The organism is Pannonibacter sp. (assembly GCF_051860505.1).
In the GTDB taxonomy this organism is placed as follows: Bacteria; Pseudomonadota; Alphaproteobacteria; order Rhizobiales; family Stappiaceae; genus Pannonibacter.
This window is the reverse complement of the sequence record NZ_JBHYDX010000038.1, coordinates 1-23,126: the sequence shown is the minus strand read 5'-3', so window position 1 is coordinate 23,126 and position 23,126 is coordinate 1. Positions and strand designations below refer to the sequence as shown.

Sequence of the window (23,126 nt, the reverse complement as noted above, 5' to 3'; positions counted from 1 at the left end):
GGGGCAAAAAACCCCGTTCCAAACTCCCGCGCCCAGCAAAGCCGTTGTTGCGCAACAGGCCCTCGTGGGGAGGGGTGGGGGGCCACGGGAGGCCGTCAGATCACAAAGTGTCTGAAGTACACCTAGTCAGGAACGTGAAACCTGGATTTTAGTCCGCTCCCCGCACCCCCAAACCCCTCCCCACGAGTGGGAGGGGAGCGGAGAGGCCCCGACAGGGTTTGATTCTAGGCCCAGTCCCTGACATCGATTAGGTGCCAGACTTCATATGTGATAGCCCTGCCCCGGCAGGTGGGCATCCGGAAACCTCGTGTTAACCCTGCCCGCTGAAGGTGGCCGCGCGGCGATACCCCGCTGCCGCAGCCACGCCCCATTTGCCTGACACTTCCGTGCTGGCTAAGCTCTCGAACCGGATCAAGCCGGTTCGCCCCTGTTGTTGTCTCCGGAGTCATCCTGCCAATGCGTCTTGTGTCCCTGATCGCCGCACTTGGCCTTGCCACATTGCTGCCTGCCTGCACCCAGACCTCGAACTTTGTCGAGACCACGTCGTCCGTCACCTCAGTCGTTCCGGCTGCCGTGCGCACGTCGAATGTGACGCTGGTGCAGATCACCGGACAGGGCGTCGGCGGCATCAATGCGGCAACCCCCTATTCTTCCAAGGCGATCCAGGCGGCCCTGCCTGGCTTTACCACCGACAGCATCCAGACCGCCGTCGAGATGACGACAGAAAACGCCATCGGCGCGTTCAACTCGGATGGCTTCCAGGTGCTGCAGATCTTCAAAAGCGGCGATGGCCGCATCCGGACCGTGCATGGCGTCACCCATCATCTCTCCGGTCCGAACGGCGAGCGCATCGGCATGACCTTTGCCGAGGTGGGCACACGGCGGTCCGATTGCCGAATCGGCAAGGAGCTGTGGCGCGGCATGGCCATTTGTTCGGCGCGCGGCGTTGCCAATGTGCAGCTCGTCTATGCCATTCCGCAGTTCACCGGTCCGTGGGACCAGCTGCCGCCGGACAACCAGCTGCGCGGCGCAGCCATCCAGCGCATTCTGTGGACGCCAGCCTCCTGATTGATCCAACCTTTCACCGGGATGACGTGCGCTACGCAATCGGCTAAGCCTTGTGCATGACCGCTTCGCCTGCAGCCCCAAGCGCCAGCCTTGATCCCGAACACCTGGCCGCCGGCATTCTCGCCGGCAACCGGGCAACGCTCGCCCGCGCCATCACGCTGGTCGAATCGCGCAAGCGCGAGCACAGGGATGTCGCCCGGGCCCTGCTGACGCGCCTGATGCCGCACACCGGCAAGGCGCATCGCGTCGGCATCACGGGCGTTCCCGGCGTCGGCAAGTCCACCACCATCGACACGCTGGGCAGCAACCTGACGGCAGCCGGTCACCGGGTCGCGGTTCTGGCCGTCGACCCGTCGTCCACCCGCACGGGCGGCTCGATCCTCGGCGACAAGACGCGCATGGCGCAGCTGGCGGTGGATCCGCGCGCCTATATCCGGCCGTCGCCTTCGGCCGGAACGCTGGGCGGTGTCGCAGCTAAAACACGCGAGACCATGCTGCTGTGCGAGGCGGCCGGCTTTGATGTCATCCTGGTCGAAACGGTCGGCATCGGCCAGTCCGAGACGACCGTGGCCGAGATGGTTGATTTCTTCCTCGTCCTGATGCTGCCGGGCGCCGGCGACGAATTGCAGGGCATCAAGAAGGGCGTGCTGGAGATTGCCGATCTCATCGCCGTCAACAAGGCGGACGGGGAGGGGGCTATGCGCGCCCGTTCAGCCGCCTCGGACTATCGCAGCGCCCTGCATATCCTCAGCCCGCGCTCACCAACCTGGTCGCCGCCTGTGGTCACCATCTCGGGCCTGGCCAATGAGGGGCTGTCAGAGATGTGGGCGCAAGTGGAGTTGCACCGCTCGAAGATGCAGGCCACCGGCGAATGGGCCAGCCGCCGCGCCAGCCAGCAGGTCGCCTGGATGTGGGACATGCTGCAGCAGCGCCTAATGGAGGCGTTGACCCGCGAACCGGCCCGCGCGGCCCGGATCAAGGCTCTGGAAGCCGACGTCCGCGAGGGACGTGTCCCCGCATCGGCCGCTGTCGAGGATATCGCCGGTCTGATGGGGCTTTAGAGCGCCTTCGGTCCGCCTGTCCGTGACGCCGGCCCGTGTTCCTTCAGGAAATGCCGCAGTGCCATGAACAGGTCGCGTGCATGCGCCCGGTCGCCCCGGTCGAGGGCGTCGCGGATATCTTCCTCGATCATCTGTTGCACCTTCTCCGCCCCATGCGGCAGATGCAGCAGATAGGCCCCGAGCGCTGCTGCGGCGATCTCCGGCAAGTGTTCGTGTTCGGCCAGGGCCCGAACCTCTGCCTCGTCCAGACCACAGAGCGCGATGCAATCGGTCAGGCTGATCATGGCAAGTCTCCTCTGTCCTGATCTGAGCAGTTTGACGCAACGGGAGGGATCCGCATTGAGACGGATCAACCGGCATGCCACTTGCTTTCCGGGAGTCTCTACGCGCTGCCCTGTGCCGCATCGATACGAAAGCCGGACATCACACGGATGGGAACCCGCCCGATCTTGCCAGATCTGAGCCGACGCCACTTTTTGGCGGGTATCGCCCTGTGTCTTTCCGGGACGGCTGCAGTTGCCCAGACCCGCGTTGCCGATCTGCGCGGAACCATCGATGCTGCCGATCTGGGCGTGCTGCCTGACCGCACCGATGACCAGAGCGCCCAGATGCAGCGCGCGATCAACCGGGCGGTCGAAAAGGGCCGCGCCCTGTTCCTGCCGGCAGGAACCTATCCGGTTGCCAATCTGCGCCTGCCGTCAGGGACATTGATCGTCGGCGTCCCCGGCCGCACCCGGCTCGTCTATCAAGGCGGCGGCGGTGTGCTGGCCACCGCCGAAGGGGCCTCGCGCATCGGTCTCGATGGCGTTGTCTTCGACGGGGCCAACAAGCTGATCAACGAGAACGCCTTTGGCTTGCTGCATTTCATCGACGTTGATCACCTGAGCCTCGTCAATTGCGAAATCACCGGATCGAGCCGCTCCGGTCTGGCGACGGATCGCTGTGCTGGTCACGTCGAGCGCTGCCTGATCTCCGGAGCAGCGGAAGCAGGGATCCGGTCAGTCGAGGCGCGTGGGCTCGTTTTTGCCGAGAACGTCATCACCGACTGCGCCAACGCCGGTCTCCTGGTGATGCGCTGGACACAAGCCGAAGATGGCACACTGATCCGGGGCAATCGCATCGAGCGCATTGCGGCGCGGGCCGGCGGGACCGGTCAGAACGGCAATGGCATCAATGTCTTTCGCGCGGGCGGCGTGATGATTACCGGCAACCGGGTCACCGACTGCGCCTTCTCCGCCATCCGGGCGAACACCGCCTCCAACATCCAGATCATCGGGAATTCCTGTTTGCGGTCCGGTGAAACCGGCATCTACAGCGAGTTCGAGTTCGAGGGAGCGATCATCTCGGACAACATCGTCGACGGGGCCACCATCGGGATCTCGGTCGCCAACTTCCTGTCGGGCGGCCGCATGGCGGTTGTCTCGGGAAATCTGGTGCGCAATCTCTCTGTGAAAAGTCCCTATCCGGAACAGGGAGGTGCCGGCAAAGGTATCGGCATCTACGTGGAGGCGGACACGACGGTTACCAGCAATGTCATTGAGAACGCGCCCCGGTTCGGCATCATGGCCGGCTGGGGGCCGTATCTGCGCGATGTGGTGATTGCCGACAATGTGGTGCGCGACAGCGGCACAGCCCTCTCTGTCAGTGTCGTCGAGGGATCCGGTACAACCGTTATCCGTGGCAACATTTTCTCTGGTTACCGGGACGCCGCCATTGTCGGGTATCGCTGGCGCGATCCGGTCACCGGTGATCTCGCAGGCGGGGCCGCGGCACCGGCCCATCTGACGATTTCAGGGAATGTGGTGCGCCCGGCAAGTTAGCCACTCCCGGAAAACCGGGAGCAGCCATCTTGAGATGTGCTGTCCTCAGCCCTTGGCGAGTTCCGCCAGCACGCGGGCCCAGGAGCGGATGCCCTTGTGGAAGCTGCGCAGCTCGTACTTCTCGTTGGGCGAATGGATCTTGTCGTCTTCAAGACCGAAGCCGATCAGCAGCGAATCCATGCCGAGCATGCGCTTGAAGTCGCCGACGATCGGGATCGAGCCGCCCATGCCGATGAGAGCCGCCGGCTTGCCCCATTCCGCTTCGAGCGCCGCCTGGCCCTTGGCCACCGCCGGCATCGTCGGGTCGAGCGACAGCGCCGGGCTGCCGTCCTTGGCGATGAACTCCACGGTGCAGTCGGCCGGGATCTTGGACTGGACATAAGTGCGGAAGGCCGCGCGCACCTTCTCCGGGTCCTGCTCGCCGACGACACGGAAGGTGAACTTCGCATGGGCCTCGGCCGGGATCACGGTCTTTGAACCCGGGCCCTGGTAGCCGCCCCACATGCCATTCACTTCGGCGGTCGGACGGGTCCAGATGTGTTCCAGCGGCAAGCGGCCCTTTTCGCCGCGCGGATACTTGAGGCCGATTTCGCCAAGGTATTCCTCGACGGAGAAGCCCAGCTCCGCCCACATCTTCGCAAGGCTCTCCGGCAGCTCGGTCACGCCGTCATAGAAGCCCGGAAGGGTTATGCGGCCGGTCTCGTCATGCAGGCCGGCGATGATGCTGGCAACGATGTGGTTCGGGTTCTGCGCCGACCCGCCATAGCTGCCCGAATGCAGGTCGCGGTTGGCGGCTCTGACGATGATCTCGTCGCCGACCATGCCGCGCAGCATGATGGAGATCGCCGGCGTGTCCTTGTCCCACATGCTGGTGTCGCAGACGAGCGCCAGGTCACAGGTCAGCTCGTCCTTGTTGGCATTGAGGAACGGATGCAATGACGGCGAACCGGATTCTTCCTCGCCCTCGAACAGCACGGTGACATCAATCGGCAGCCCACCGGTTTCGGCGATATAGGCGCGGGCGGCCTCGACGAAGGTCATCAGCTGACCCTTGTCGTCGGCCGAGCCACGGGCAACGATCATCTTCGACCCGTCATCGCGCGTCACCAGGCGCGGCTCGAACGGGTCGGTTTCCCACAGGTTCAGCGGATCGACCGGCTGCACGTCATAATGGCCGTAGAACAGCACATGCGGGCCCGGCTTGCCGGACTTGGCGTGGCCGACGACCATCGGATGGCCGGCGGTGTCGCGCACGCTGGCCTCGATGCCGATCGAGGTCAGTTCCTTGGCCAGCCATTCGGCAGCCTGACGGCAATCAGCCTTGTAGGCCGGATCGGTGGAGATGCTGCGGATCTTGATGAGGTCGAACAGGCGGGCAAGCGCGTTATCGAGATCCGCGTCAATGCGGGCGAGAACCTTGTCGATCTGGCTCAACGGATAAGCTCCTGGGCTTTGAGAATGCCCCCGCCGGTGAGGCGTCTTGGGCAAGGCAGGGCGGGGGGAGCATCAGGCTCCCCGGCTGGCCGCAGAATGCCGCCATCCGCCGCTCCGGGCAAGCGGCCAAAGCACCGTCCTTGCATCGGTAAACAGGCCGTTGCGGCTAGCTTGCCGGAGCGACCGCGATATTGTCGATGAGCCGGACACCGCCCAGCCAGGCGGCGACCAGCAGCCGGGCTGGGCGGTCGGCCAGCCCCAGCGGGCTGAGCCCATCCTCGGCGCGCAACTCCAGATACTCGACCTCGGAAAAGCCGGCCGCCAGGATGTCGGCAGTTGCCGCAGCCAGCAGCGGTGCGGCCGCCGCGCCGCCCGCCAGCGCGTCTGCGGTCCGGGCCAGGATGGCCGCAAGCCTCGGCGCCACGGCCCGGTCTTCCGGCGACAGGCGCACATTGCGTGAGGACATGGCCAGGCCGTCGGCCTCGCGCACAGTCGGGCAGGGGACGATCTCGACCGGTATGTCCAGGTCTGCCACCAGCCTGCGCACGACCTGCAACTGCTGGAAGTCCTTCTCGCCGAAATAGGCCTTGTCGGCTCCGGTCTGCAGCAACAGCTTGGCGACGACGGTGGCAACGCCGTCGAAATGCCCCGGGCGATGCGCCCCGCACAAGCCCTCGCTCACCCCGCTCACCGAGACATTGGTGGCGAAGCCGGCCGGATAGATATCCTCCACCCCCGGTGCATAGACCACATGCGTTCCCAACGGTCTCAGCTTGGCCGTGTCCGCTTCCAGCGTGCGCGGATAGGTCGATAGATCGCTGGCGTTGTTGAACTGCTTCGGGTTGACGAAGATCGTCACGATCACCCGGTCGGTCTCTTCAAGCGCCCGGCGCACCAGGGCCAGATGCCCCTCGTGCAGCGCCCCCATCGTCGGCACAACGCCGATCTGCAGACCGTCCCGGTGCCAGGCGTCTACCGTCGCGCGCAGCTCCGCGCGGCTGTGCAGGATCGTCGTCATTCGGCACCTTCCGGCTTCGAGGTGGCAAGGCTGGAGAGGTCGGCACCATCGCCAAACACATGCTCGGCCGCAGGAAAAGCGCGGGCGCGCACGTCCTCGGCATAGGCGGCAACGGCTGCCTCGGCCGAGTGGCCAAGCTCGGCGTAGCGCTTGACGAATTTCGGGCGGAAGGCCGTGAACATGCCGAGCATGTCGTCGATGACCAGCACCTGCCCGTCACAAGCAGGCGAAGCGCCGATGCCGATGGTTGGAATGGAAACTTCAGCGGTAATGCGACGGGCGAGGGCATCCGGCACCTTCTCCAGCACCACCGAAAACGCACCGGCTTCAGCAACGGCGCGAGCGTCGGCCAGGATCCTGTCCCCATCCTCGCCGCGGCCTTGCACCTTGTATCCGCCGAAGCTGTTGACCGCCTGCGGCGTCAGCCCGACATGCGCCATCACCGGGATGCCGCGCCGGGTCAGGAAGCGGATGGTCTCGGCCATGGTCACGCCGCCTTCCAGCTTCACCGCCGCGCAGCCGGTTTCCGCCACGAGGCGCGCCGCAGTGCGGAAGGCCTGTTCCGGGCTTTCCTCATAGGTGCCGAAGGGCATGTCGACGACCAGCAGCGCCTTTTCGACGCCGCGCCGCACGGCCTTGCCATGCAGGATCATCATCTCGAGCGTCACGCCCAGAGTGGAGGGCAGGCCATGCAGCACCATGCCGACGCTGTCGCCGACGAGGATGATGTCACAATGCCGGTCGGCAATTGCCGCCACCGGGGTGGTGTAGGCTGTCAGGCAGACAAGCGGTGTTCCGCCCTTGCGCCGTTCCACCATCGGCGGCGTCACGGACTTAACGGAAGCCGAAGCACTCATGGTCAGTTCCTCCCGGGCGTCTTGCCGCGCCCGGAAGGGGATGTTGCATAGTTTCTCGCAAATGCGAAGTTCCTTGTGCACCGCGCAAAGGTGAGCTGGCTTGGATTTTCAGCCCAGCGTTCGCCTCAGAACCCGCGCTTCAGCGAGCCCAGCACACCACGCACCAGCGCCCGGCCGAGCGAGGAGCCGAGGCTGCGCGCGGCCGACTTCATGCCTGCCTCAACCACACTGTCGCGGCTGGACGCCCGAGGCCGGCGCGCCGGTTCGCGGGAGGGGCCGCGTGTGTCGTCGCGGCCGAAATCCGGCACCTGGAAGCCGCTGCGGGTGCGCCGGGTGCCGCTGCGGGCTTCCTCGTCAGCCTCGCGTCCGCGTTCGCCCTCTTCCCGCTCTTGCTGCTTGCGGGCGCGCTCCAGAAGCACCTCGTAGGCGGATTCGCGGTCGCGGGTGCGTTCATACAGTCCATAGATCGGGCTTGATTCGATGCAGTCGCGTCGTTCGGCCGGCGTCACAGGCCCCATTCGCGAGGCGGGCGGGCGGATCAGAGTCCGTTGCACGACCGAGGGAATGCCCTTGCCCTCCAGCGTCGAGACCAGCGCCTCGCCGACGCCCAGTTCGGTGATCACCTGCGCCGTATCAAGATCCGGATTGGGCCGGAACGTCTCGGCCGCCGCCCGCACGGCCTTCTGGTCGCGCGGCGTGAAGGCGCGCAGGGCGTGCTGCACCCGGTTGCCCAACTGCGCCAGCACCGTGTCCGGTACGTCGAGCGGGTTCTGCGTGACGAAATAGACGCCGACGCCCTTGGAGCGGATCAGGCGGACCACCTGCTCCACCTTCTGCAGCAAGGCCTTTGGGGCTTCGGTGAAGAGCAGATGCGCCTCGTCGAAGAAGAACACCAGCTTCGGCTTCTCCGGATCTCCCACCTCGGGAAGCTCCTCGAACAGCTCCGACAGCATCCAGAGCAGGAAAGTGGCGTAGAGCCGCGGCGAGTGCATCAGTTTGTCGGCAGCCAGGATGTTGACGATGCCAAGTCCGTCCCGCGTCGTGCGGGCAAAGTCGGCAATGTCCAGCGCCGGCTCGCCGAAGAACTGGTCCGCGCCCTCGCGCTCCAGCACCAGCAGCGCCCGCTGGATTGCGCCGACCGAGGCGGCCGAGACATTGCCATAGACCTTGGACAGTTCCGGCGCCCGCTCGCCCACATGGGCGATCATCGCCCGCAGGTCCTTGAGATCGAGCAGCAGCAGCCCCTCGTCATCGGCGAGTTCAAAGGCGATGTTGAGCACGCCTTCCTGGGTGTCGTTGAGATCCAGTATGCGGGCGAGCAGCAGCGGCCCGATCTCGGACACCGTGGCGCGCAGCGGGTGGCCCTGCTCGCCAAACAGATCCCAGAACACCGTCGGGAAGCCCTCGAAGTCATAGCTGTCGGCAATGCCGATCTGTTCGGCGCGCTTGAGCAGGAAGTCCTTCGGGTCACCCGGCATGGCAATGCCGGACAGGTCGCCCTTCACATCGGCGCAGAACACCGGCACGCCCGCCTTGGAAAAGCCTTCGGCCAGGATCTGCAGGGTCACCGTCTTACCGGTGCCGGTAGCCCCGGTGATGAGGCCGTGGCGGTTGGCCAGCTTCAGGCTCAGCACTTCGTCCTTGCCGCTTCCACCGATGAAAATGCTCTCGCTCAAATCCCGAACTCCCAGATCGTCCCGGCATTAAAATCTCTGCACCAAAATCCCTGCACCAAGTGATAAGCCAGCAGCGCCGGTTGGCAAAGCTGTCATCGACGTGCGATCTCACTGGTGTGTATAGACATGGCCACCGGTGTCACACGTGACATAGCACGACGTCAAAAGCTTCAGGAGACCCGAATGGAAGAACTCGCAGCGCGCATCATCACCGCCGCCGGTATTGATGAAGACACCGCCCGCTCGGCGATCGGCATCATCCTGCGGTTTCTCGCCAAGGACGGTCCGCAGGATCTGGTGCCCCAGATCATCGATGCCTTGCCGGGCGCCGAGGCCATCATGGCCGAAGGCCAGCAGCAGGCCGGCGGCCTGTTCGGCTCCATCGCCGGCATGATGGGCGGCTCGATGGGCGCAATGGCGACGCTGAACGAACTTTCCAACGCCGGCCTCGACCTTGCGCAGGTGAAGACTGTCGCGCAGGAGATCATCGGCTTTGCTCGCGAACACGCCGGCGAAGACGTCGTCAATGCGGCGATCGCCCGCATTCCGGGATTGAATCAGCTGGTGTGACCGCTAATCTGCCTTGGTGGGGCAGGGCCCATCAGGCTCAATGGAGGATGTGGAATGGCGTATCCGGTGATTGATATCGAAGGCATTGGCAAGGTCTATGCTGAAAAGCTCAACGGCATTGGCATCAAGACCACGGACGACCTGCTGGATCGTGCCAAGGACCCGAAGGGCCGCAAGGCACTGGCGGAAGAAACCGGCATCGACGGCAGCCGCATCCTGAAATGGGCCAACATGTCCGACCTGATGCGGATCAAGGGCGTCGCCGAGGAATATTCCGAGCTGCTCGAAGCCGCCGGCGTCGATACCGTCAAGGAACTCAAGCACCGCGTCCCGGCCAATCTTGCCGCCAAGATGGCCGAAGTGAACGAGGCCAAGAAGCTGGTCCGTCAGGTGCCGTCAGAAAAGATGGTCGAGAAATGGGTCGAGGAAGCCAAGGTGCTTCCGGCGATCATGACCTACTGACCGCGCGGCGAGCAGCAATCCGACCCAGGGCTCGCGGCACCGCGGGCCCTTTTTGTTGGTTCAATGAAAAGTACCGAGGACGCGTGGCCGCAAACCGATCAAGGCTACTGCCCAAGTCTCCCCTCTCGCTCTCCCTGTCATCCCCGCGAAAGCGGGATCCAGTAACCACTTGATTTTATTTATTGAGCGCCTGCAAACCGGCTTTCACATCCAGTGCGAGGAGGGCCTCCTCCCAGCGATGACCGGCACATGGCTGGGACAGCCCTCCAAGACCGAGAGGCCTCTGCAGCCTCGTTGTCCTTCACCGGTGTTTCGCTCTACAGTCGGGCCGGCGCCCCACGTCAGCGCTGGCCGTTGCTCCGCTTCCGATCGCTTGTCCCGAATGAAAAAGGCCTGCGGCGAACCGCAGGCCTCGACAAGTGTAGATCTGACCGGAAAAGGCCGTCAGACGCGGATCTGGCCGTAGCGCAGCGCCTCGACCACCGTGTGGGTCTTGTTCGTTGCATTCAGCTTGACGCTGGCGTTCTGCAGGTGGGCGTGAACCGTGCGCTGCGAGATATCCAGCAGTTCCGCGATTTCGCTTGCGGTCTTGCCGAAGGCGGTCAGTTCAAGGACCTTGCGTTCGCGAACCGACAACGCGCCGGGGCGCTGTGCGGTGACGACGCCCATGTCCTGGAGCTTGACGAACACTGCGTCTGTCAGCAGTTCCAGCGCTGCGAGCGTGTATTTGTCCGTCTTCAGGCTGGGGCCAGCGCAATAGGCAAACGCCTGGAAGGGATGCAGCGCAGTGGCCGGAATGATGATGATCTGGGTGCCTTCACCCGTCGCTGCGAGCAGCTTGGAGTGCTCCATGTCGCCTGCCGTCACAGTCCAGACCGAGGCGCGGTTTGAGGCAAGGCCAAGAAACAGCGCGCTGTCGCCGGCAGTCAACGAAACATTGTCGGTGCTGCCGCCCCGCGTGTCGGGCCAGCGAATGCGCTGGACAAGGCTCTCGATCGGCCGCTTGGGCATCGGCAGGCCAGTGACCAGCACATGGGTCGCGCCAACGCGGCGCAGGTTGGCTTCGAGAATGTCGAGAACGAGCTGGGCGGACCCGGCTTCGGAAATTGTACGCAACTGCGTGCTGAGTTCAGCTTCATCCAACATGTGTGCACATCCATTTTTATCCGCAGCTCAAGGCTGCTTGTGTTGTTTCGCCTCCCGGAAGAGGCGGGTTGACCCCGATGAGGTCGCAGGCTCTGGTGCCGTGTTGTTATGATGGGCGGCTACCCGAACCTGTGTGCCCCATTGCACCGAACCAGACTTGTTGTCGGTTCCATTGCAACTTCGAGGCTTGCCGTTGCGGCAATTTTTGTTCTATCGCATAAACCATAAAAATACCAACCGTATTATGTCGAACAATGTTGCCAAATCCCGCCAATTTTTGAGACTTCTATGGCGGAATTTGACAATACCAATTGGTACGTCTCTGGGTTGCGTCTGTGGAAAATGGCCGGCGCTCCCCCCTTTTGCCTAACTTGCACCATTCGGTTCGGGGTGGAATAAAAGCTGGAATGCAAGGAGCGGACGACAGTGGCAGAACCTCAGTCTGACGGTGCGGCGGACGAAAGCCGCTGGTTTGAAGCGGTGGACCGGGCGCTGAAAGGCGCCCCGCGCGATCGGTTGACCTCGCGCACGGAAGACGGGTTGTCTGTCGCCCCGCTTTACCCGCGCCGCAAGGATGTCCAGCCACAGCAGGGACGGGCGGCGAGTCAGCCCTGGCGCATCATCCAGCGGGTCGACCATCCCGATGTTGCCGTGGCCAACGAGTTGCTTCTGGCGGATCTTGAGGGCGGTGCGGATGGTCTGGACCTTGTCCTCGCCTCCTCGTCGCATGCGCGCGGTTTCGGCATTGCCGGGCAGGACATCGGCGCTTTCGACCGTCTCCTTGAGGGGGTCATGCTTGATCTTGTCGAGATCCGGCTGGACGGAGGATACGAAACTTCCTCCGCCCTTGCGCTGCTGATCGCACATGCAGAGAAGCGCGGCTACGATCCGGCCAGCCTGCATGTCGTTTCAAACAGCGACTATATCGGCAAGCTGGTACATACGGGAGTGTTGCGCAGCGATATTGCCATGCTGCAGCGCCGGATGCTGGATCTGGTCGGCTTCTGCAAGGATCGCCGCCTGACCGCATCGATCCTCAACGCCGATGGCAGGCTGTGGCATGACCGGGGTGCGACGCAGGCGCAGGAACTGGCGCTTTCGCTGGCGGCGACGGTCACTTATTTCCGCGACCTCGAGCTTGCCGGTGTCGACTACACCGCGCTGCCACGGCTTGTCGGCCTGACACTGGTGGCTGAGGCTGACCAGTTCGGGACCATCGCCAAGGCGCGCGCTGCTCGGCGGCTGTGGGCCGCTGTCCTGCAGGCTGCCGGCCTGCCCGATGTTCCGGCCAATCTCCATATGGAAACGTCCTGGCGGATGATGAGTCGCGCCGACCCTTACGTGAACATGCTGCGCACAAGCGTTGCCGCGTTTGCCGCCGGTGTTGGCGGGGCCGACAGCGTGACCGTGCTGCCTTTCACGCAAGCCCTTGGTCTTCCAGACGCTTTTGCCCGCAGAGTGGCGCGCAACACCCAGGTCATCCTGATCGAGGAAAGCAACCTGCACCGGGTCGCCGATCCGGGTGCCGGTTCCGGTGCCATCGAGGCGCGGACCGAGGAGCTGGCCGCTGCGGCCTGGACCCAGTTCCAGGCGATCGAAGCCGAAGGCGGATTGATCGCGGCGCTGAAATCCGGTCTGCCGCAGCGACTTACCCGCGAGGCGCGGGCCGCGCGCGACAAACGCATCGCCACCGGGCGCCTGCCGATCACTGGCGTCAGCACCTTCCCCAACATCGCCGAAGCCCCGGTCCGCGTGCTGGCCGCCGAGGCCGATGATGTCTTTCCGGCATTCCAGCACATCGACTTGCCGGTGCCGGGAAAAGGTGAACTGCTGAGCGCTGTTACGGAAGCTCTGAAGAAAGGGGCGAACCTGATCGACATCACCGCTTCACGCCCCCCGGTCGAGCCGCTGCGGATCGAGACCTTGCCAGTCTATCGTATTGCAGAACCTTACGAAAAGCTGCGCGATGCGGCCGCCGTGGTCGATCCCCGGCAGGCAGCCGTGTTTCTGGCGACCTTTGGACCGCTGGCGCAGTTCACCGCCCGCGCCACCTGGACCCGCAACGTGCTGGAAGCCGGCGGCCTGCGCACGCCCGGCGGTGAGGAAACGCAGGATATTCAAGCGCTTGCCAGGGCTTTCACGGCCAGCGGTGCCCGCATCGCCTGTCTGGTCTCCTCCGACCGGATCTACGCTGAAAGCGCAATTTCCGCAGCGGAGGCCCTGAAATCGGCGGGAGCCGAGACCTTGCTGCTGGCCGGAAAGCCGGGCGAGCTGGAGGCGAGCCTGCGCGCGGCCGGCGTCACGTCCTTCCTCTATGAAGGCGGCGATGTCCTTGATCTGTTGAAAGACATTCACGCAAGGCTCGGCCTTGGCCTTGCCGCTCCTGAAGCCGGGGAGAGCCTGTCATGAGCCGCATTCCGGACTATTCCCGCCTGCCGCTGCCAGCTGTCTCCCGTCCGGCGGATCCGGCCTCTGCCAGCACCTGGACCACGCCGGAAGGCATTGATGTTGCACCGGTTATCGGCCCGGATGCGATTACCGGGCTGCACCATGCGGACAGTTATCCCGGCCTGCCGCCGTTCCTGCGCGGGCCCTATCCGACCATGTATGTGCAGCAGCCCTGGACCATCCGCCAGTACGCCGGCTTCTCGACGGCGGAGGATTCCAACGCCTTCTACCGGCGCAATCTGGCGGCCGGGCAGAAGGGCCTGTCGGTCGCCTTCGACCTTGCCACCCACCGCGGCTATGACAGCGACCACCCGCGTGTCGCCGGCGATGTCGGCATGGCGGGCGTTGCCATCGACAGTATTTTCGACATGCGCACGCTGTTCTCCGGCATTCCGCTGGACCAGATGAGCGTATCCATGACCATGAACGGTGCGGTCCTGCCGGTCCTGGCGCTCTATATTGTCGCAGCCGAAGAACAGGGCGTTGCCCAGAACCTCCTCTCAGGAACGATCCAGAACGATATCCTGAAGGAGTTCATGGTCCGCAACACCTATATCTATCCTCCAGCCCCCTCGATGCGGATTATTTCGGATATTTTTGCATACACGTCGCAGAACATGCCGAAGTTCAATTCCATCTCGATCTCCGGCTATCACATGCAGGAAGCCGGGGCGACGGCGGATCTGGAGCTGGCCTACACCATTGCCGACGGCATCGAATATGCCCGCGCCGGTGTGGCCGCCGGCATGGACATCGACCAGTTCGCGCCGCGCCTGTCCTTCTTCTGGGCCATCGGCATGAACTTCTTCATGGAGGTCGCCAAGCTGCGCGCGGCGCGCCTGATCTGGTCGAAGCTGATGGCGGAGAATTTCGCGCCAAAGAGCGACAAATCCCTGTCCCTGCGCACCCATTCCCAGACCTCCGGCTGGTCTCTGACTGCCCAGGACGTCTACAACAACGTCATCCGCACCTCTGTCGAGGCGATGGCTGCAACCCAGGGTCACACCCAGTCGCTGCACACCAACGCGCTCGACGAGGCGCTCGCCCTGCCGACCGACTTCTCCGCCCGTATCGCCCGCAACACCCAGCTGTTCCTGCAGCAGGAGAGCGGCACCTGCGCCGTGATCGATCCCTGGGGCGGCTCGTTCTATGTCGAGACGCTGACCAACGACCTGGCCCAGAAGGCGCTCGCCCATATTGCCGAGGTGGAAAGCCTCGGCGGCATGGCCAAGGCCATCGAGAAGGGCATCCCGAAGCTGCGCATCGAGGAGGCCGCCGCCAAGACCCAGGCGCGGATCGACAGCGGGGCGCAGACGGTGGTCGGCGTCAACAAGTTCAAGCCGGTCAGCGAGGAGCCGATCGAGGTCCTGAAGGTCGACAACGCCGAAGTGCGCGCCCGCCAGATCGAGAAGCTGCAGCGCCTGAAGGCCGAGCGTAACCCGGCGGTGACCGAGGCCGCCCTTGCCGCCCTCACCGAGGCCGCCCGCGAAGGCGCCGGCAACCTTCTGGACCTGTCGATCAAGGCGGCGCGGGCCAAGGCGACGGTGGGCGAGATCAGCCTCGCCATGGAACAGGTCTTCGGCCGCCACAAGGCCGAGATCCGCTCGATTTCGGGCGTCTACAAGCGGGAGGCTGGCGCCATGTCGGACAAGGTCGCGCGGGTGCAGCACCTCGTTGAACGCTTTGAGGAAAGCGACGGCCGCCGGCCGCGCATCCTGGTCGCCAAGATGGGCCAGGACGGCCATGACCGCGGCCAGAAGGTCATCGCCTCCGCCTTCGCCGATTTAGGCTTCGACGTCGACATCGGCCCGCTCTTCGCAACCCCGGAAGAGGCCGCGCGCCAGGCGGTGGAAAACGACGTCCACGTGGTCGGCGTCTCATCCCTCGCCGCCGGTCACCTGACCCTGGTGCCGGCACTGAAGGCGGCGCTCGCCGCTGAAGGGCGCGAGGACATCATGATCGTCGTCGGCGGCGTCGTCCCGCCGCAGGACTATGACGCCCTCTATGCCGCCGGCGCCATCGCCATCTTCCCCCCCGGCACCGTCATCGCCGAAGCGGCGATTGACCTGATTGCCAAGCTCAACGCGAAGCTGGGCTATGAGGGGAGCGAAGCGGCGTGAGGGAGTAACTGGACCGGACGCGGGTGGGCTGGTGGCCCCTCAGCCGTCATCCCCGCGAAGGCGGGGATCCAGTAGGCGCGGACAGGTGTTGGCCGGCGCGGTTGTTTGGCAATTGGCGAAATTGCGGACAGGGGAACGGGTCCCGGCTCAAGGCTGAGACGGCGGGAATAATTCAAGAAAGTCAGGTGGTTAGTGGATCCCCGCACAAGGCGGGGATGACGGGGAGGGGGTGGGGCGGTGCTTTGTGAGGCGGCGCTTGGTGAGGTTGTGCCCGGGGAGGCGAGTGGCGCACGGCAGGGAGGGTCGGGTGGCAGGCATTGGGCGCGAAGCGCTCGCGTGGTGTCTTTCTCAGGTCCTTGTTTCAGGCAAGCCAGGTGTCCGCGTCGCGGGCGCCGTAGACAATCGCCACCACGAACACGCCGAAGTCTTTGGGTTCATAGATCACAATGTAGCGCCCCTCGATCAGGATACGGGACGTTGCGCTCGACTCCGGACGGGCCGCCCCCATATGCGGCTGCGTTGCGGCCAGTTCGGCCCGATTGAGGATACGAAGCAGCAAAGCGTCCGCCGCAGGCTCGTTGTCCGTGGCACTCGTTGTCCGTGGCAATGGCCCGCCAGATATCCCGGAGGTCGGCCTCAGCGCGCGGGCTGAAGACGGCCCTAGCCACGTTCGCGGGCTTCCGCCTTCAGTTCACTAAGCAGCGTCATGCCATCCAGTTCGCGCCCCGCGCCACTGGCCATGCCTTCGTCGTAGGCTTGCTTGAGACGAGCCAGTTCAAGCTGACGCAACTCCTCGCGCTGTTCCCACAGGCGCAGGGCGTCGCGGACGATCTCGCTGTTGGAGGCATAACCGCCATTCTCGACTGCGGCCTGCATCATCGCCGCCTGATGCGGTGTGAGGGAAACGGTGAGAGTGCGCATGGTGCTGGTTTTCATGGCTTCAACATTACCACGGCTCACAAGGTCTAACAAATATTGTTAGCCATGGTCGGGGACTAAGGGGATGGCGGCATCGCCGCGCTTTGCCGGGCAATCGCTTGGCAAGGGCCGGGACTGATCTTGCGCCCAATGCACTGCTGTCCAGCTTAAGTATCTGGACAGCAGTGGCACAAGGCGGGGATGACGGGAGAGGGTGAGGCGGCGCCGAGGAGATCGTGAAGCGATTGCCATCATCGCTGCGTCATCCCCGCGAATGCGGGGATGACGCAGCGATGATGGGGATCTGGAGGGAGGCAGGAAACCCGGCGCAGAGGGGCGCGGTCAACGGGCGATCTGCAGGATGGTGTGGCCGCGGGCGTTGAGGAAGGCGATCTGGCCTTCGCGATACTCGAAGCTGTGAACTGCCTCCATGGCCCCGGCGAGACGCTGCTCGAAGCGCTGCAGGACGTTGTCGCAGCGCATCCGGGTCATCATGGCGGGTGCAAAGGTCGCGCGTTGCCCGCGCAGGGTCAGGCGGCTGCCGATGGTGTTGCAGCCGGCCGTGATGGAGACGGTCATGTCGCGGGCAATGGTAAAGCGGACGTCGGTGCCGCGCGGGGCGCTGCGGCGGCGGCCGTCGGGCGTGGTGACCCAGACCTGGCGCCAGGTGCCCGTCCATTCGACCTGCGGCCGCTCCGGCCGCTGGGCCTGCGGTCGTTCGCCGACAGTGATGAGGCGCAACTGGGTCTGGAAATTGCGGATATCGGCGGTGGCGGCGAGACGGCCGGAGGCGTCAAGTTCGACAAACTTGCCGTTCTGCTGCGAGCGAAGCGAGAAGGTATCGCCGCCGGCGCTGTCGAGGACAAAAGTCTCCCAACCCCGGATATGCGGACTGCCGCTGGCCAGCAGCGTCTGTTGGCCAACCCCGGCGCGGACATAGCTGCCGTCGCTGGCCCGGAGTGCGATCCGGCGGCCCTCAAGGCGTACGATCTCGAACCGGGCCGCATTGCGCGTGTTGCCGACGGCTGCGAGGATGCCGCCCGACTGCAGCGTTACATTGTTGTTGGACGAGGCCCACTGGATCACCACGTCGGCCATCGCGGGCGCGCCGAGGGACAGAGTGACAACGGCGGCGGCAATCAAGGTCCTGAAGGTCTGGAAGGTCATCTTGCGGCTCCATGTTGAAGGTGAGTGTCCGCCAAGACTGTACTGACGTCGATTGAATTTACGCTGAGGCAGGCGTTCATCGCCCGTTCATGGCCAAGAAACCCTCACCCCATCACCGCCGCCAGCCGCTCCAGCACGCCCGGCAACAGCGTGTGGGGCGCGTTGAAGCGCATGTAGGCGTCGGCGGTGCGGGTGGGGCTGAAGACGTTGCCGGGGGCAAGGACGAGGGGCGTGAGGCTGGCCCGCGCGCGTTCGGCCAGCGCGGTGGCCGACGGAGTTTCTGATTGATCCTCCGGCAGGCGGCACCAGAGGTAGAAGCCGCCGCGCGGCATCAGGGCGGGGGTGAAGCCGAGGCGGGCGAGGGCGTGGGCGGCGTCGCGGCGGCTGCGATCCAGACGGCGGCGCAGGTCCTCCACATGCTTGCGATAGGTGCCGCCGGTCAGGACCTCGGCGATCAGCTCGGTGGCAAGCGGGCTGGGGCCGCCGAAGCGGGTGGCGATCTGCAGGTCGGTGAGCGCCTCGATCCAGTCCGGCGGGGCGACGATGTAGCCGCAGCGCACCGAGGCGGACAGGGTCTTGGAAAAGCTTCCGATGCGGATCACGCGCTTGAGGCCATCAAGGGCAGCGAGGCGGACGGAGGGCTCCGGCTCCAGATCGGCGAAGATGTCGTCCTCAACAATGGTCATGCCGGCGGCTGCGGCAGCGACCAGGACCCGATGCGCCACGGCCGGGGATAGGGTGGCGCCGGTCGGATTGTGCAGGGCGGAATTGGTGAGATAGAGCCGGGGCTTCTCGGCGGCGAGCATCGCCTCGAAGGCGGCGGGATCCGGACCAGTCCTTGTGTAGGGCACGCTGACCAGCCGCACCTGATGCGCCTTCAAGAACGCCTGGAAGTTGAAGTAGCAGGGATCATCGACCAGCACCGTGTCGCCGGGCGACAGTTGCAGCCGGCAGACGAGATCCAGCGCCTCGGTGCCCGATCCGGTGAGCGTGAGCTGGCCGGGGCCGACCTCCAGTCCTTCCTCCGCGAGACGAGCGAGCAGCAGGCGGCGCAGCCGCGACGAACCCCGGCTGCCGCCATAGTCGGTGAGCACGCCGGTCTCTGCCCGGGCAAGCTGGCGCAGGCCCCGGCGGAGCGCCGCCTCCGGCATCCACTCCGGCGGCAGCCAGCCGCAGCCGGGTCTGGGCACGCTGTCATCGGCCTCCAGCGCCAGCCGCGAGACCCAGAACGGATCCACCGCCCGCGCCGCCGGAGCCGGGTCGGCCAGCTGCAAGGGCGGCAGGGCTTGCCCCGCGACAAAGAAGCCGGAACCGCGCCGGGCGCGGATCAGCCCCTCGGCGGCGAGCCGGTCATAGGCCTCCACCACAGTGCCCGGCGAGACGGCAAGCGTCTCGGCCAGCCGGCGGATCGAGGGCAGCCGCTCGCCGGGACAAAGGCTGCGGGCGGCAATGCGCGCGCGGATGGCGGCCATCACGGCTTCGGTGCGGCTCTGCAAGTGTATGGCCTCTGATATTGGTACAGTTTTATGGGATTGTATCAGTCTGTGTCTGGTCGCGGAAGGGGGAGGGGTGTTCTCTTGGGGGGGATGGTTCGTTGAGAAGGGGGGCAGGGAGCTGGGGCTTCGGTTGGTGGACAGGTGGATCGGGTCTGGCCGGGTTACCCCCACTCACCCTGCCGAGTTGCCCCCCACCCCTCACCCCTCCCCACGAGGGGGAGGGGAGCTGAGAGGCGGTGCCTATTCATCCAAGCCCGAGGGCACAGCGCCAAATGCCCCCCTCCCCCTCGTGGGGAGGGGTGAGGGGTGGGGGGAGACCCGTGGCTCGCCCGCGTCAGGGGTGCGGGGGATTTTCCAGAGGCTTGAAGCAGTTGCGATAAGACAGGACACAGACATGCGCATGGGACTGGAAGGCTGGGGCAGCGGGCTTGTGGGGGTGGTGATCTTCAGCGGGTCGTTGCCGGCGACGCGGGTGGCGGTGCAGGGGTTCGAGCCGGTGTTCCTGACCTCGGCGCGGGCGGTGATTGCGGCGCTGGTTGGTGGGATGCTGCTGATCCTTTTGCGCCAGAAGCGGCCTGAGCGGGCGGATCTCGTGCCGCTGGCGCTGGTGGCGGGCGGCGTTGTGGTCGGGTTTCCGCTGCTGACCGCCGTGGCGCTGCGCTCGATCACCTCGGCGCATTCAATCGTGTTCATCGGGATGTTGCCGCTGGCGACGGCGCTGTTTGCGGTGCTGCGCGGCGGGGAGCGGCCGAAGCCGCTGTTCTGGCTGTTCTCCGGTCTCGGCAGTCTGGCGGTGGCGGGCTTTGCCCTGACGCAGAGTGGTGGCGGGGCCATCGAGGGCGATCTCCTGATGCTGGCGGCGGTGATCGTCTGCGGCCTTGGCTATGCGGAAGGGGCGACACTGTCGCGGCGGCTGGGCGGCTGGCAGGTGATCAGCTGGGCGCTGCTCCTGGCGCTGCCGGTGATGGCGGTGACGGGCGCATTGAGCTTTCCCCAGACGTTTGGCGACGTGAGCGCTCCGGCCTGGATGGGCCTTGCCTATGTGTCGCTGTTCAGCATGCTGATCGGCTTCATCTTCTGGTATCGGGGGCTGGCCATCGGCGGGACGGCGGCGGTGGGCCAGTTGCAGCTGATCCAGCCCTTCCTCGGGCTGTTGCTGGCGGGACTGCTGCTCGGCGAGGCGGTGAGCCCTGAAATGGCCGCCGTGACGCTTGTGGTGGTTCTTTGTGTGGCGGGAGCGCGGCGGTTCGCTTGAATTGATCAGTTTTTCTTATCGAAACTAATGGAACTTCCGACTTAAGGTGATCGGCAGAAACGGGTAGTGTCATCTGAGCGGCGTGGTTCGGGTGCAGCATCGAGCTGGGACCGAGAGGGGACGACACCCTCGGAACTGCGCGCAAGGTCACAGATGATCGGAGAGGACAATGGACGCGATTGACACCGGCAAGGCCGGCAAATGCCCCGTCATGCATGGAGGCCTGACTGCATCAGGCACGTCGAACATGGAGTGGTGGCCGAATGCCCTCAACCTCGACATCCTGCACCAGCATGACACCAAGACCAATCCGCTGGGCAAGGACTTCAACTACCGCGAGGCGGTGAAGAGCCTCGACGTGACCGCGCTAAAGGCGGATCTCAAGGCGCTGCTCAAGGACAGCCAGGACTGGTGGCCGGCTGACTGGGGCCACTATGGCGGCCTGATGATCCGTCTGTCCTGGCATGCGGCCGGCTCCTACCGCCTGGCCGATGGCCGTGGCGGCGGCGGCACGGGCAATCAGCGCTTTGCCCCGCTCAACTCCTGGCCGGACAACGCCAGCCTCGACAAGGCACGCCGCCTGCTGTGGCCGCTGAAGAAGAAGTACGGCAACAAGCTGTCCTGGGCTGACCTGATGCTCTATGCCGGGACCGTGGCCTATGAGGACATGGGCCTGAAGACCTTCGGCTTCGCCTTTGGCCGTGAGGACATCTGGCACCCGGAAAAGGACGTCTACTGGGGCGCGGAGAAGAAGTGGCTCGCGCCTTCCGATGAGCGCTACACCGATGTGTCCAAGCCGGACACGATGGAAAATCCGCTGGCCGCCGTGCAGATGGGGCTCATTTACGTCAATCCGGAAGGCGTCAATGGCAAGCCGGACCCGATGGCAACGGCGGCGCAGGTGCGCGAGACCTTCGCCCGCATGGCGATGAACGACGAGGAAACCGCGGCGCTGACCGCTGGTGGCCACACCGTCGGCAAGGCGCATGGCAATGGCGATGCCGCTGCGCTGGGCGCTGAGCCGGAAGCGGCCGGCATCGAAAACCAGGGCCTCGGCTGGGCCAACCCGAACCAGCATGGCCGGGCCAGCGATGCCGTGACTTCGGGCATCGAAGGGGCCTGGACGACCAATCCGACCGTGTTCGACATGGGCTACTTCGAGCTGCTGTTCGGCTATGACTGGGAGCTGACCAAGAGCCCGGCCGGTGCGCAGCAGTGGCAGCCGGTGAACATCAAGCCGGAGCACATGCCGGTTGATGCCACCGACCCGACCGTCCGCCGCATGCCGATGATGACGGACGCGGACATGGCGATGAAGGTCGATCCGGTCTATCGCGCCATCTGCGAAAAGTTCATGGCCGATCCGGAGTACTTCAAGGACACGTTCGCCCGCGCCTGGTTCAAGCTGACCCACCGCGACCTCGGCCCGCGCACGCGCTACATCGGCCCGGAAGCGCCGAAGGAAGACCTGATCTGGCAGGATCCGATCCCGGCCGGCCCGAAGAACTACGACATCGGTGCGCTGAAGGCGAAGATCGCCGCCTCCGGCCTGTCGGTGGCCGAGCTGGTTGCCACCGCGTGGGACAGTGCCCGCACCTATCGCGGGTCCGACATGCGCGGCGGCGCAAATGGTGCCCGCATCCGTCTGGCACCGCAGAAGGACTGGGAAGGCAATGAGCCGGCACGTCTCGCCAAGGTTCTGGCCGTGCTGGAACCGCTGGCGGCGGAGTTCGGCGCGAGCGTTGCGGATGTCATCGTTTTGGCCGGCAATGTCGGCATCGAGAAGGCTGCCAAGGCTGCCGGCTTCGCTGTCGAAGTGCCGTTCGCCGATGGCCGTGGTGACGCGACCGACGCCATGACCGACGCGGACTCCTTCAAGGTGCTGGAACCGATCCATGACGGTTTCCGCAACTGGGTGAAGAAGGACTACGTGGTCAGCCCGGAAGAGCTGCTGCTCGACCGTGCCCAGCTGATGGGCCTGACGGCTGCGGAAATGACCGTGCTGCTCGGTGGCCTGCGCGTGCTCGGCACCAACTACGCCGGTGCAAAGCATGGCGTGTTCACGGCCCGCGAAGGTCAGCTGACCACGGACTTCTTCGTCAACCTGACGGACATGGCCAACACCTGGAACCCGACCGGCAAGAATGTCTACGAGATCCGCGACCGCAAGACCGGCGCAGTGAAGTGGACGGCGACCCGCGTTGACCTGGTGTTCGGATCGAACTCGATCCTGCGCGCCTACGCGGAAGTCTATGCCCAGGACGATGCGCAGGAGAAGTTCGTGAAGGACTTCGTTGCGGCCTGGGTCAAGGTGATGAACGCGGACCGCTTCGACCTCGCCGCCTGAGTGGCTTAAGGTCAGATCGTGACAAGGAACGCCGCGCCCGCAAGGGCGCGGCGTGGTTGATGACAAACGCTCTATCGTCATCCCGGACGCAGCGAAGCGGAGATCCGGGACCGGAGAGCCCGGGCTTTCCAGATACAGTCCATTGAAATATTGAGACCTCGGCTCTCCGGTCCCAGCTCGGCGCTTCGCTTGGCCAGCAACTGTATCGGTTGCTGTCAAGTTGGTTGATCGCTGAAGTCCCTTTTTTGTCCCATCATGGCATT

Annotated in this window: 19 protein-coding genes; 9 read left to right on the top strand and 10 right to left on the bottom strand. The window is 65.0% G+C overall.

Going from position 1 to position 23,126, the window contains the following annotated elements; genetic code table 11:
* The first annotated feature begins 456 nt into the window (after window positions 1-456).
* Entirely contained in the window at window positions 457-1,068 is a 612-nt protein-coding gene (locus ACTIFE_RS19875; RefSeq protein WP_439530880.1) for a DUF1131 family protein, read from the top strand.
* A gap of 56 nt (window positions 1,069-1,124) precedes the next feature.
* Window positions 1,125-2,129: a methylmalonyl Co-A mutase-associated GTPase MeaB gene (gene meaB, locus ACTIFE_RS19870; RefSeq protein ID WP_439530879.1), complete on the top strand. Its 1,005-nt coding sequence runs from the start codon at window positions 1,125-1,127 to the stop codon at window positions 2,127-2,129.
* Here meaB and ACTIFE_RS19865 read toward each other — a convergent pair.
* On the bottom strand, window positions 2,126-2,413 hold the full coding sequence (locus ACTIFE_RS19865; RefSeq protein WP_439530878.1) for a hypothetical protein: 288 nt from the start codon (window positions 2,411-2,413) through the stop codon (window positions 2,126-2,128). The two genes, meaB and ACTIFE_RS19865, sit on opposite strands and share 4 nt — an antisense overlap.
* Before the next feature lie 147 nt (window positions 2,414-2,560).
* On the opposite strand from ACTIFE_RS19865, the gene ACTIFE_RS19860 reads away from it, so the two are divergent.
* The gene (locus tag ACTIFE_RS19860) at window positions 2,561-3,949 is read left to right on the top strand and encodes a TIGR03808 family TAT-translocated repetitive protein (RefSeq protein ID WP_439530877.1); all 1,389 of its coding nucleotides are present in this window, start codon (window positions 2,561-2,563) and stop codon (window positions 3,947-3,949) included.
* A 45-nt stretch (window positions 3,950-3,994) separates the two neighbouring features.
* Here the strand turns inward: ACTIFE_RS19860 and ACTIFE_RS19855 are convergent, their stop codons facing one another.
* The 4 genes from ACTIFE_RS19855 to ACTIFE_RS19840 form a co-directional block, all read right to left on the bottom strand.
* Window positions 3,995-5,383, bottom strand: coding sequence for a dipeptidase (locus ACTIFE_RS19855; protein ID WP_439530876.1), 1,389 nt, complete (start codon window positions 5,381-5,383; stop codon window positions 3,995-3,997).
* 166 nt (window positions 5,384-5,549) lie between these two features.
* Window positions 5,550-6,401: a pantoate--beta-alanine ligase gene (panC, locus tag ACTIFE_RS19850; protein WP_439530875.1), complete on the bottom strand. Its 852-nt coding sequence runs from the start codon at window positions 6,399-6,401 to the stop codon at window positions 5,550-5,552.
* A complete protein-coding gene (panB, locus tag ACTIFE_RS19845) occupies window positions 6,398-7,258 on the bottom strand; it encodes a 3-methyl-2-oxobutanoate hydroxymethyltransferase (RefSeq protein WP_439530874.1) in 861 nt (286 codons plus the stop codon). The genes panC and panB overlap by 4 nt, the downstream gene beginning before the upstream one ends.
* Window positions 7,259-7,383: 125 nt before the next feature.
* Window positions 7,384-8,934 carry a helicase HerA-like C-terminal domain-containing protein gene (locus ACTIFE_RS19840; protein ID WP_439530873.1) on the bottom strand — a complete coding sequence of 517 codons (1,551 nt, stop codon included), beginning with the start codon at window positions 8,932-8,934 and terminating at the stop codon, window positions 7,384-7,386.
* A 183-nt stretch (window positions 8,935-9,117) separates the two neighbouring features.
* Between ACTIFE_RS19840 and ACTIFE_RS19835 the strand changes: the two genes are divergently transcribed.
* Complete coding sequence (locus ACTIFE_RS19835) at window positions 9,118-9,504, top strand: Clp protease N-terminal domain-containing protein (protein ID WP_439530872.1); 387 nt, start codon at window positions 9,118-9,120, stop codon at window positions 9,502-9,504.
* A gap of 54 nt (window positions 9,505-9,558) precedes the next feature.
* On the top strand, window positions 9,559-9,966 hold the full coding sequence (locus tag ACTIFE_RS19830; RefSeq protein WP_439530871.1) for a DUF4332 domain-containing protein: 408 nt from the start codon (window positions 9,559-9,561) through the stop codon (window positions 9,964-9,966).
* A 444-nt stretch (window positions 9,967-10,410) separates the two neighbouring features.
* Here the strand turns inward: ACTIFE_RS19830 and ACTIFE_RS19825 are convergent, their stop codons facing one another.
* Window positions 10,411-11,112: a LuxR C-terminal-related transcriptional regulator gene (locus ACTIFE_RS19825; protein ID WP_439530870.1), complete on the bottom strand. Its 702-nt coding sequence runs from the start codon at window positions 11,110-11,112 to the stop codon at window positions 10,411-10,413.
* Window positions 11,113-11,538: 426 nt separating this feature from the next.
* On the opposite strand from ACTIFE_RS19825, the gene ACTIFE_RS19820 reads away from it, so the two are divergent.
* Both ACTIFE_RS19820 and scpA read left to right on the top strand, forming a co-directional pair.
* Window positions 11,539-13,521 (top strand): methylmalonyl-CoA mutase family protein, encoded by a 1,983-nt coding sequence (locus ACTIFE_RS19820; protein ID WP_439530869.1) that lies wholly within the window; start codon window positions 11,539-11,541, stop codon window positions 13,519-13,521.
* The gene (scpA, locus tag ACTIFE_RS19815) at window positions 13,518-15,680 is read left to right on the top strand and encodes a methylmalonyl-CoA mutase (RefSeq protein ID WP_439530868.1); all 2,163 of its coding nucleotides are present in this window, start codon (window positions 13,518-13,520) and stop codon (window positions 15,678-15,680) included. Before ACTIFE_RS19820 ends, scpA begins: the two co-directional genes overlap by 4 nt.
* Before the next feature lie 361 nt (window positions 15,681-16,041).
* Here the strand turns inward: scpA and ACTIFE_RS19810 are convergent, their stop codons facing one another.
* The 4 genes from ACTIFE_RS19810 to ACTIFE_RS19795 form a co-directional block, all read right to left on the bottom strand.
* Window positions 16,042-16,239 (bottom strand): type II toxin-antitoxin system RelE/ParE family toxin, encoded by a 198-nt coding sequence (locus tag ACTIFE_RS19810; RefSeq protein ID WP_439530867.1) that lies wholly within the window; start codon window positions 16,237-16,239, stop codon window positions 16,042-16,044.
* A gap of 101 nt (window positions 16,240-16,340) precedes the next feature.
* Window positions 16,341-16,616, bottom strand: a complete 276-nt coding sequence (locus tag ACTIFE_RS19805; RefSeq protein WP_439530866.1) for a type II toxin-antitoxin system ParD family antitoxin — start codon at window positions 16,614-16,616, stop codon at window positions 16,341-16,343.
* A 324-nt stretch (window positions 16,617-16,940) separates the two neighbouring features.
* The gene (locus ACTIFE_RS19800; protein ID WP_439530865.1) at window positions 16,941-17,765 is read right to left on the bottom strand and encodes an META domain-containing protein; all 825 of its coding nucleotides are present in this window, start codon (window positions 17,763-17,765) and stop codon (window positions 16,941-16,943) included.
* 104 nt (window positions 17,766-17,869) lie between these two features.
* Window positions 17,870-19,237: a PLP-dependent aminotransferase family protein gene (locus tag ACTIFE_RS19795; RefSeq protein WP_439530881.1), complete on the bottom strand. Its 1,368-nt coding sequence runs from the start codon at window positions 19,235-19,237 to the stop codon at window positions 17,870-17,872.
* Between the two features lie 418 nt (window positions 19,238-19,655).
* Between ACTIFE_RS19795 and ACTIFE_RS19790 the strand changes: the two genes are divergently transcribed.
* Window positions 19,656-20,516, top strand: a complete 861-nt coding sequence (locus tag ACTIFE_RS19790) for a DMT family transporter (protein WP_439530864.1) — start codon at window positions 19,656-19,658, stop codon at window positions 20,514-20,516.
* Window positions 20,517-20,685: 169 nt separating this feature from the next.
* Window positions 20,686-22,863 carry a catalase/peroxidase HPI gene (katG, locus tag ACTIFE_RS19785; RefSeq protein WP_439530863.1) on the top strand — a complete coding sequence of 726 codons (2,178 nt, stop codon included), beginning with the start codon at window positions 20,686-20,688 and terminating at the stop codon, window positions 22,861-22,863.
* The last annotated feature ends 263 nt before the right edge of the window (window positions 22,864-23,126 follow it).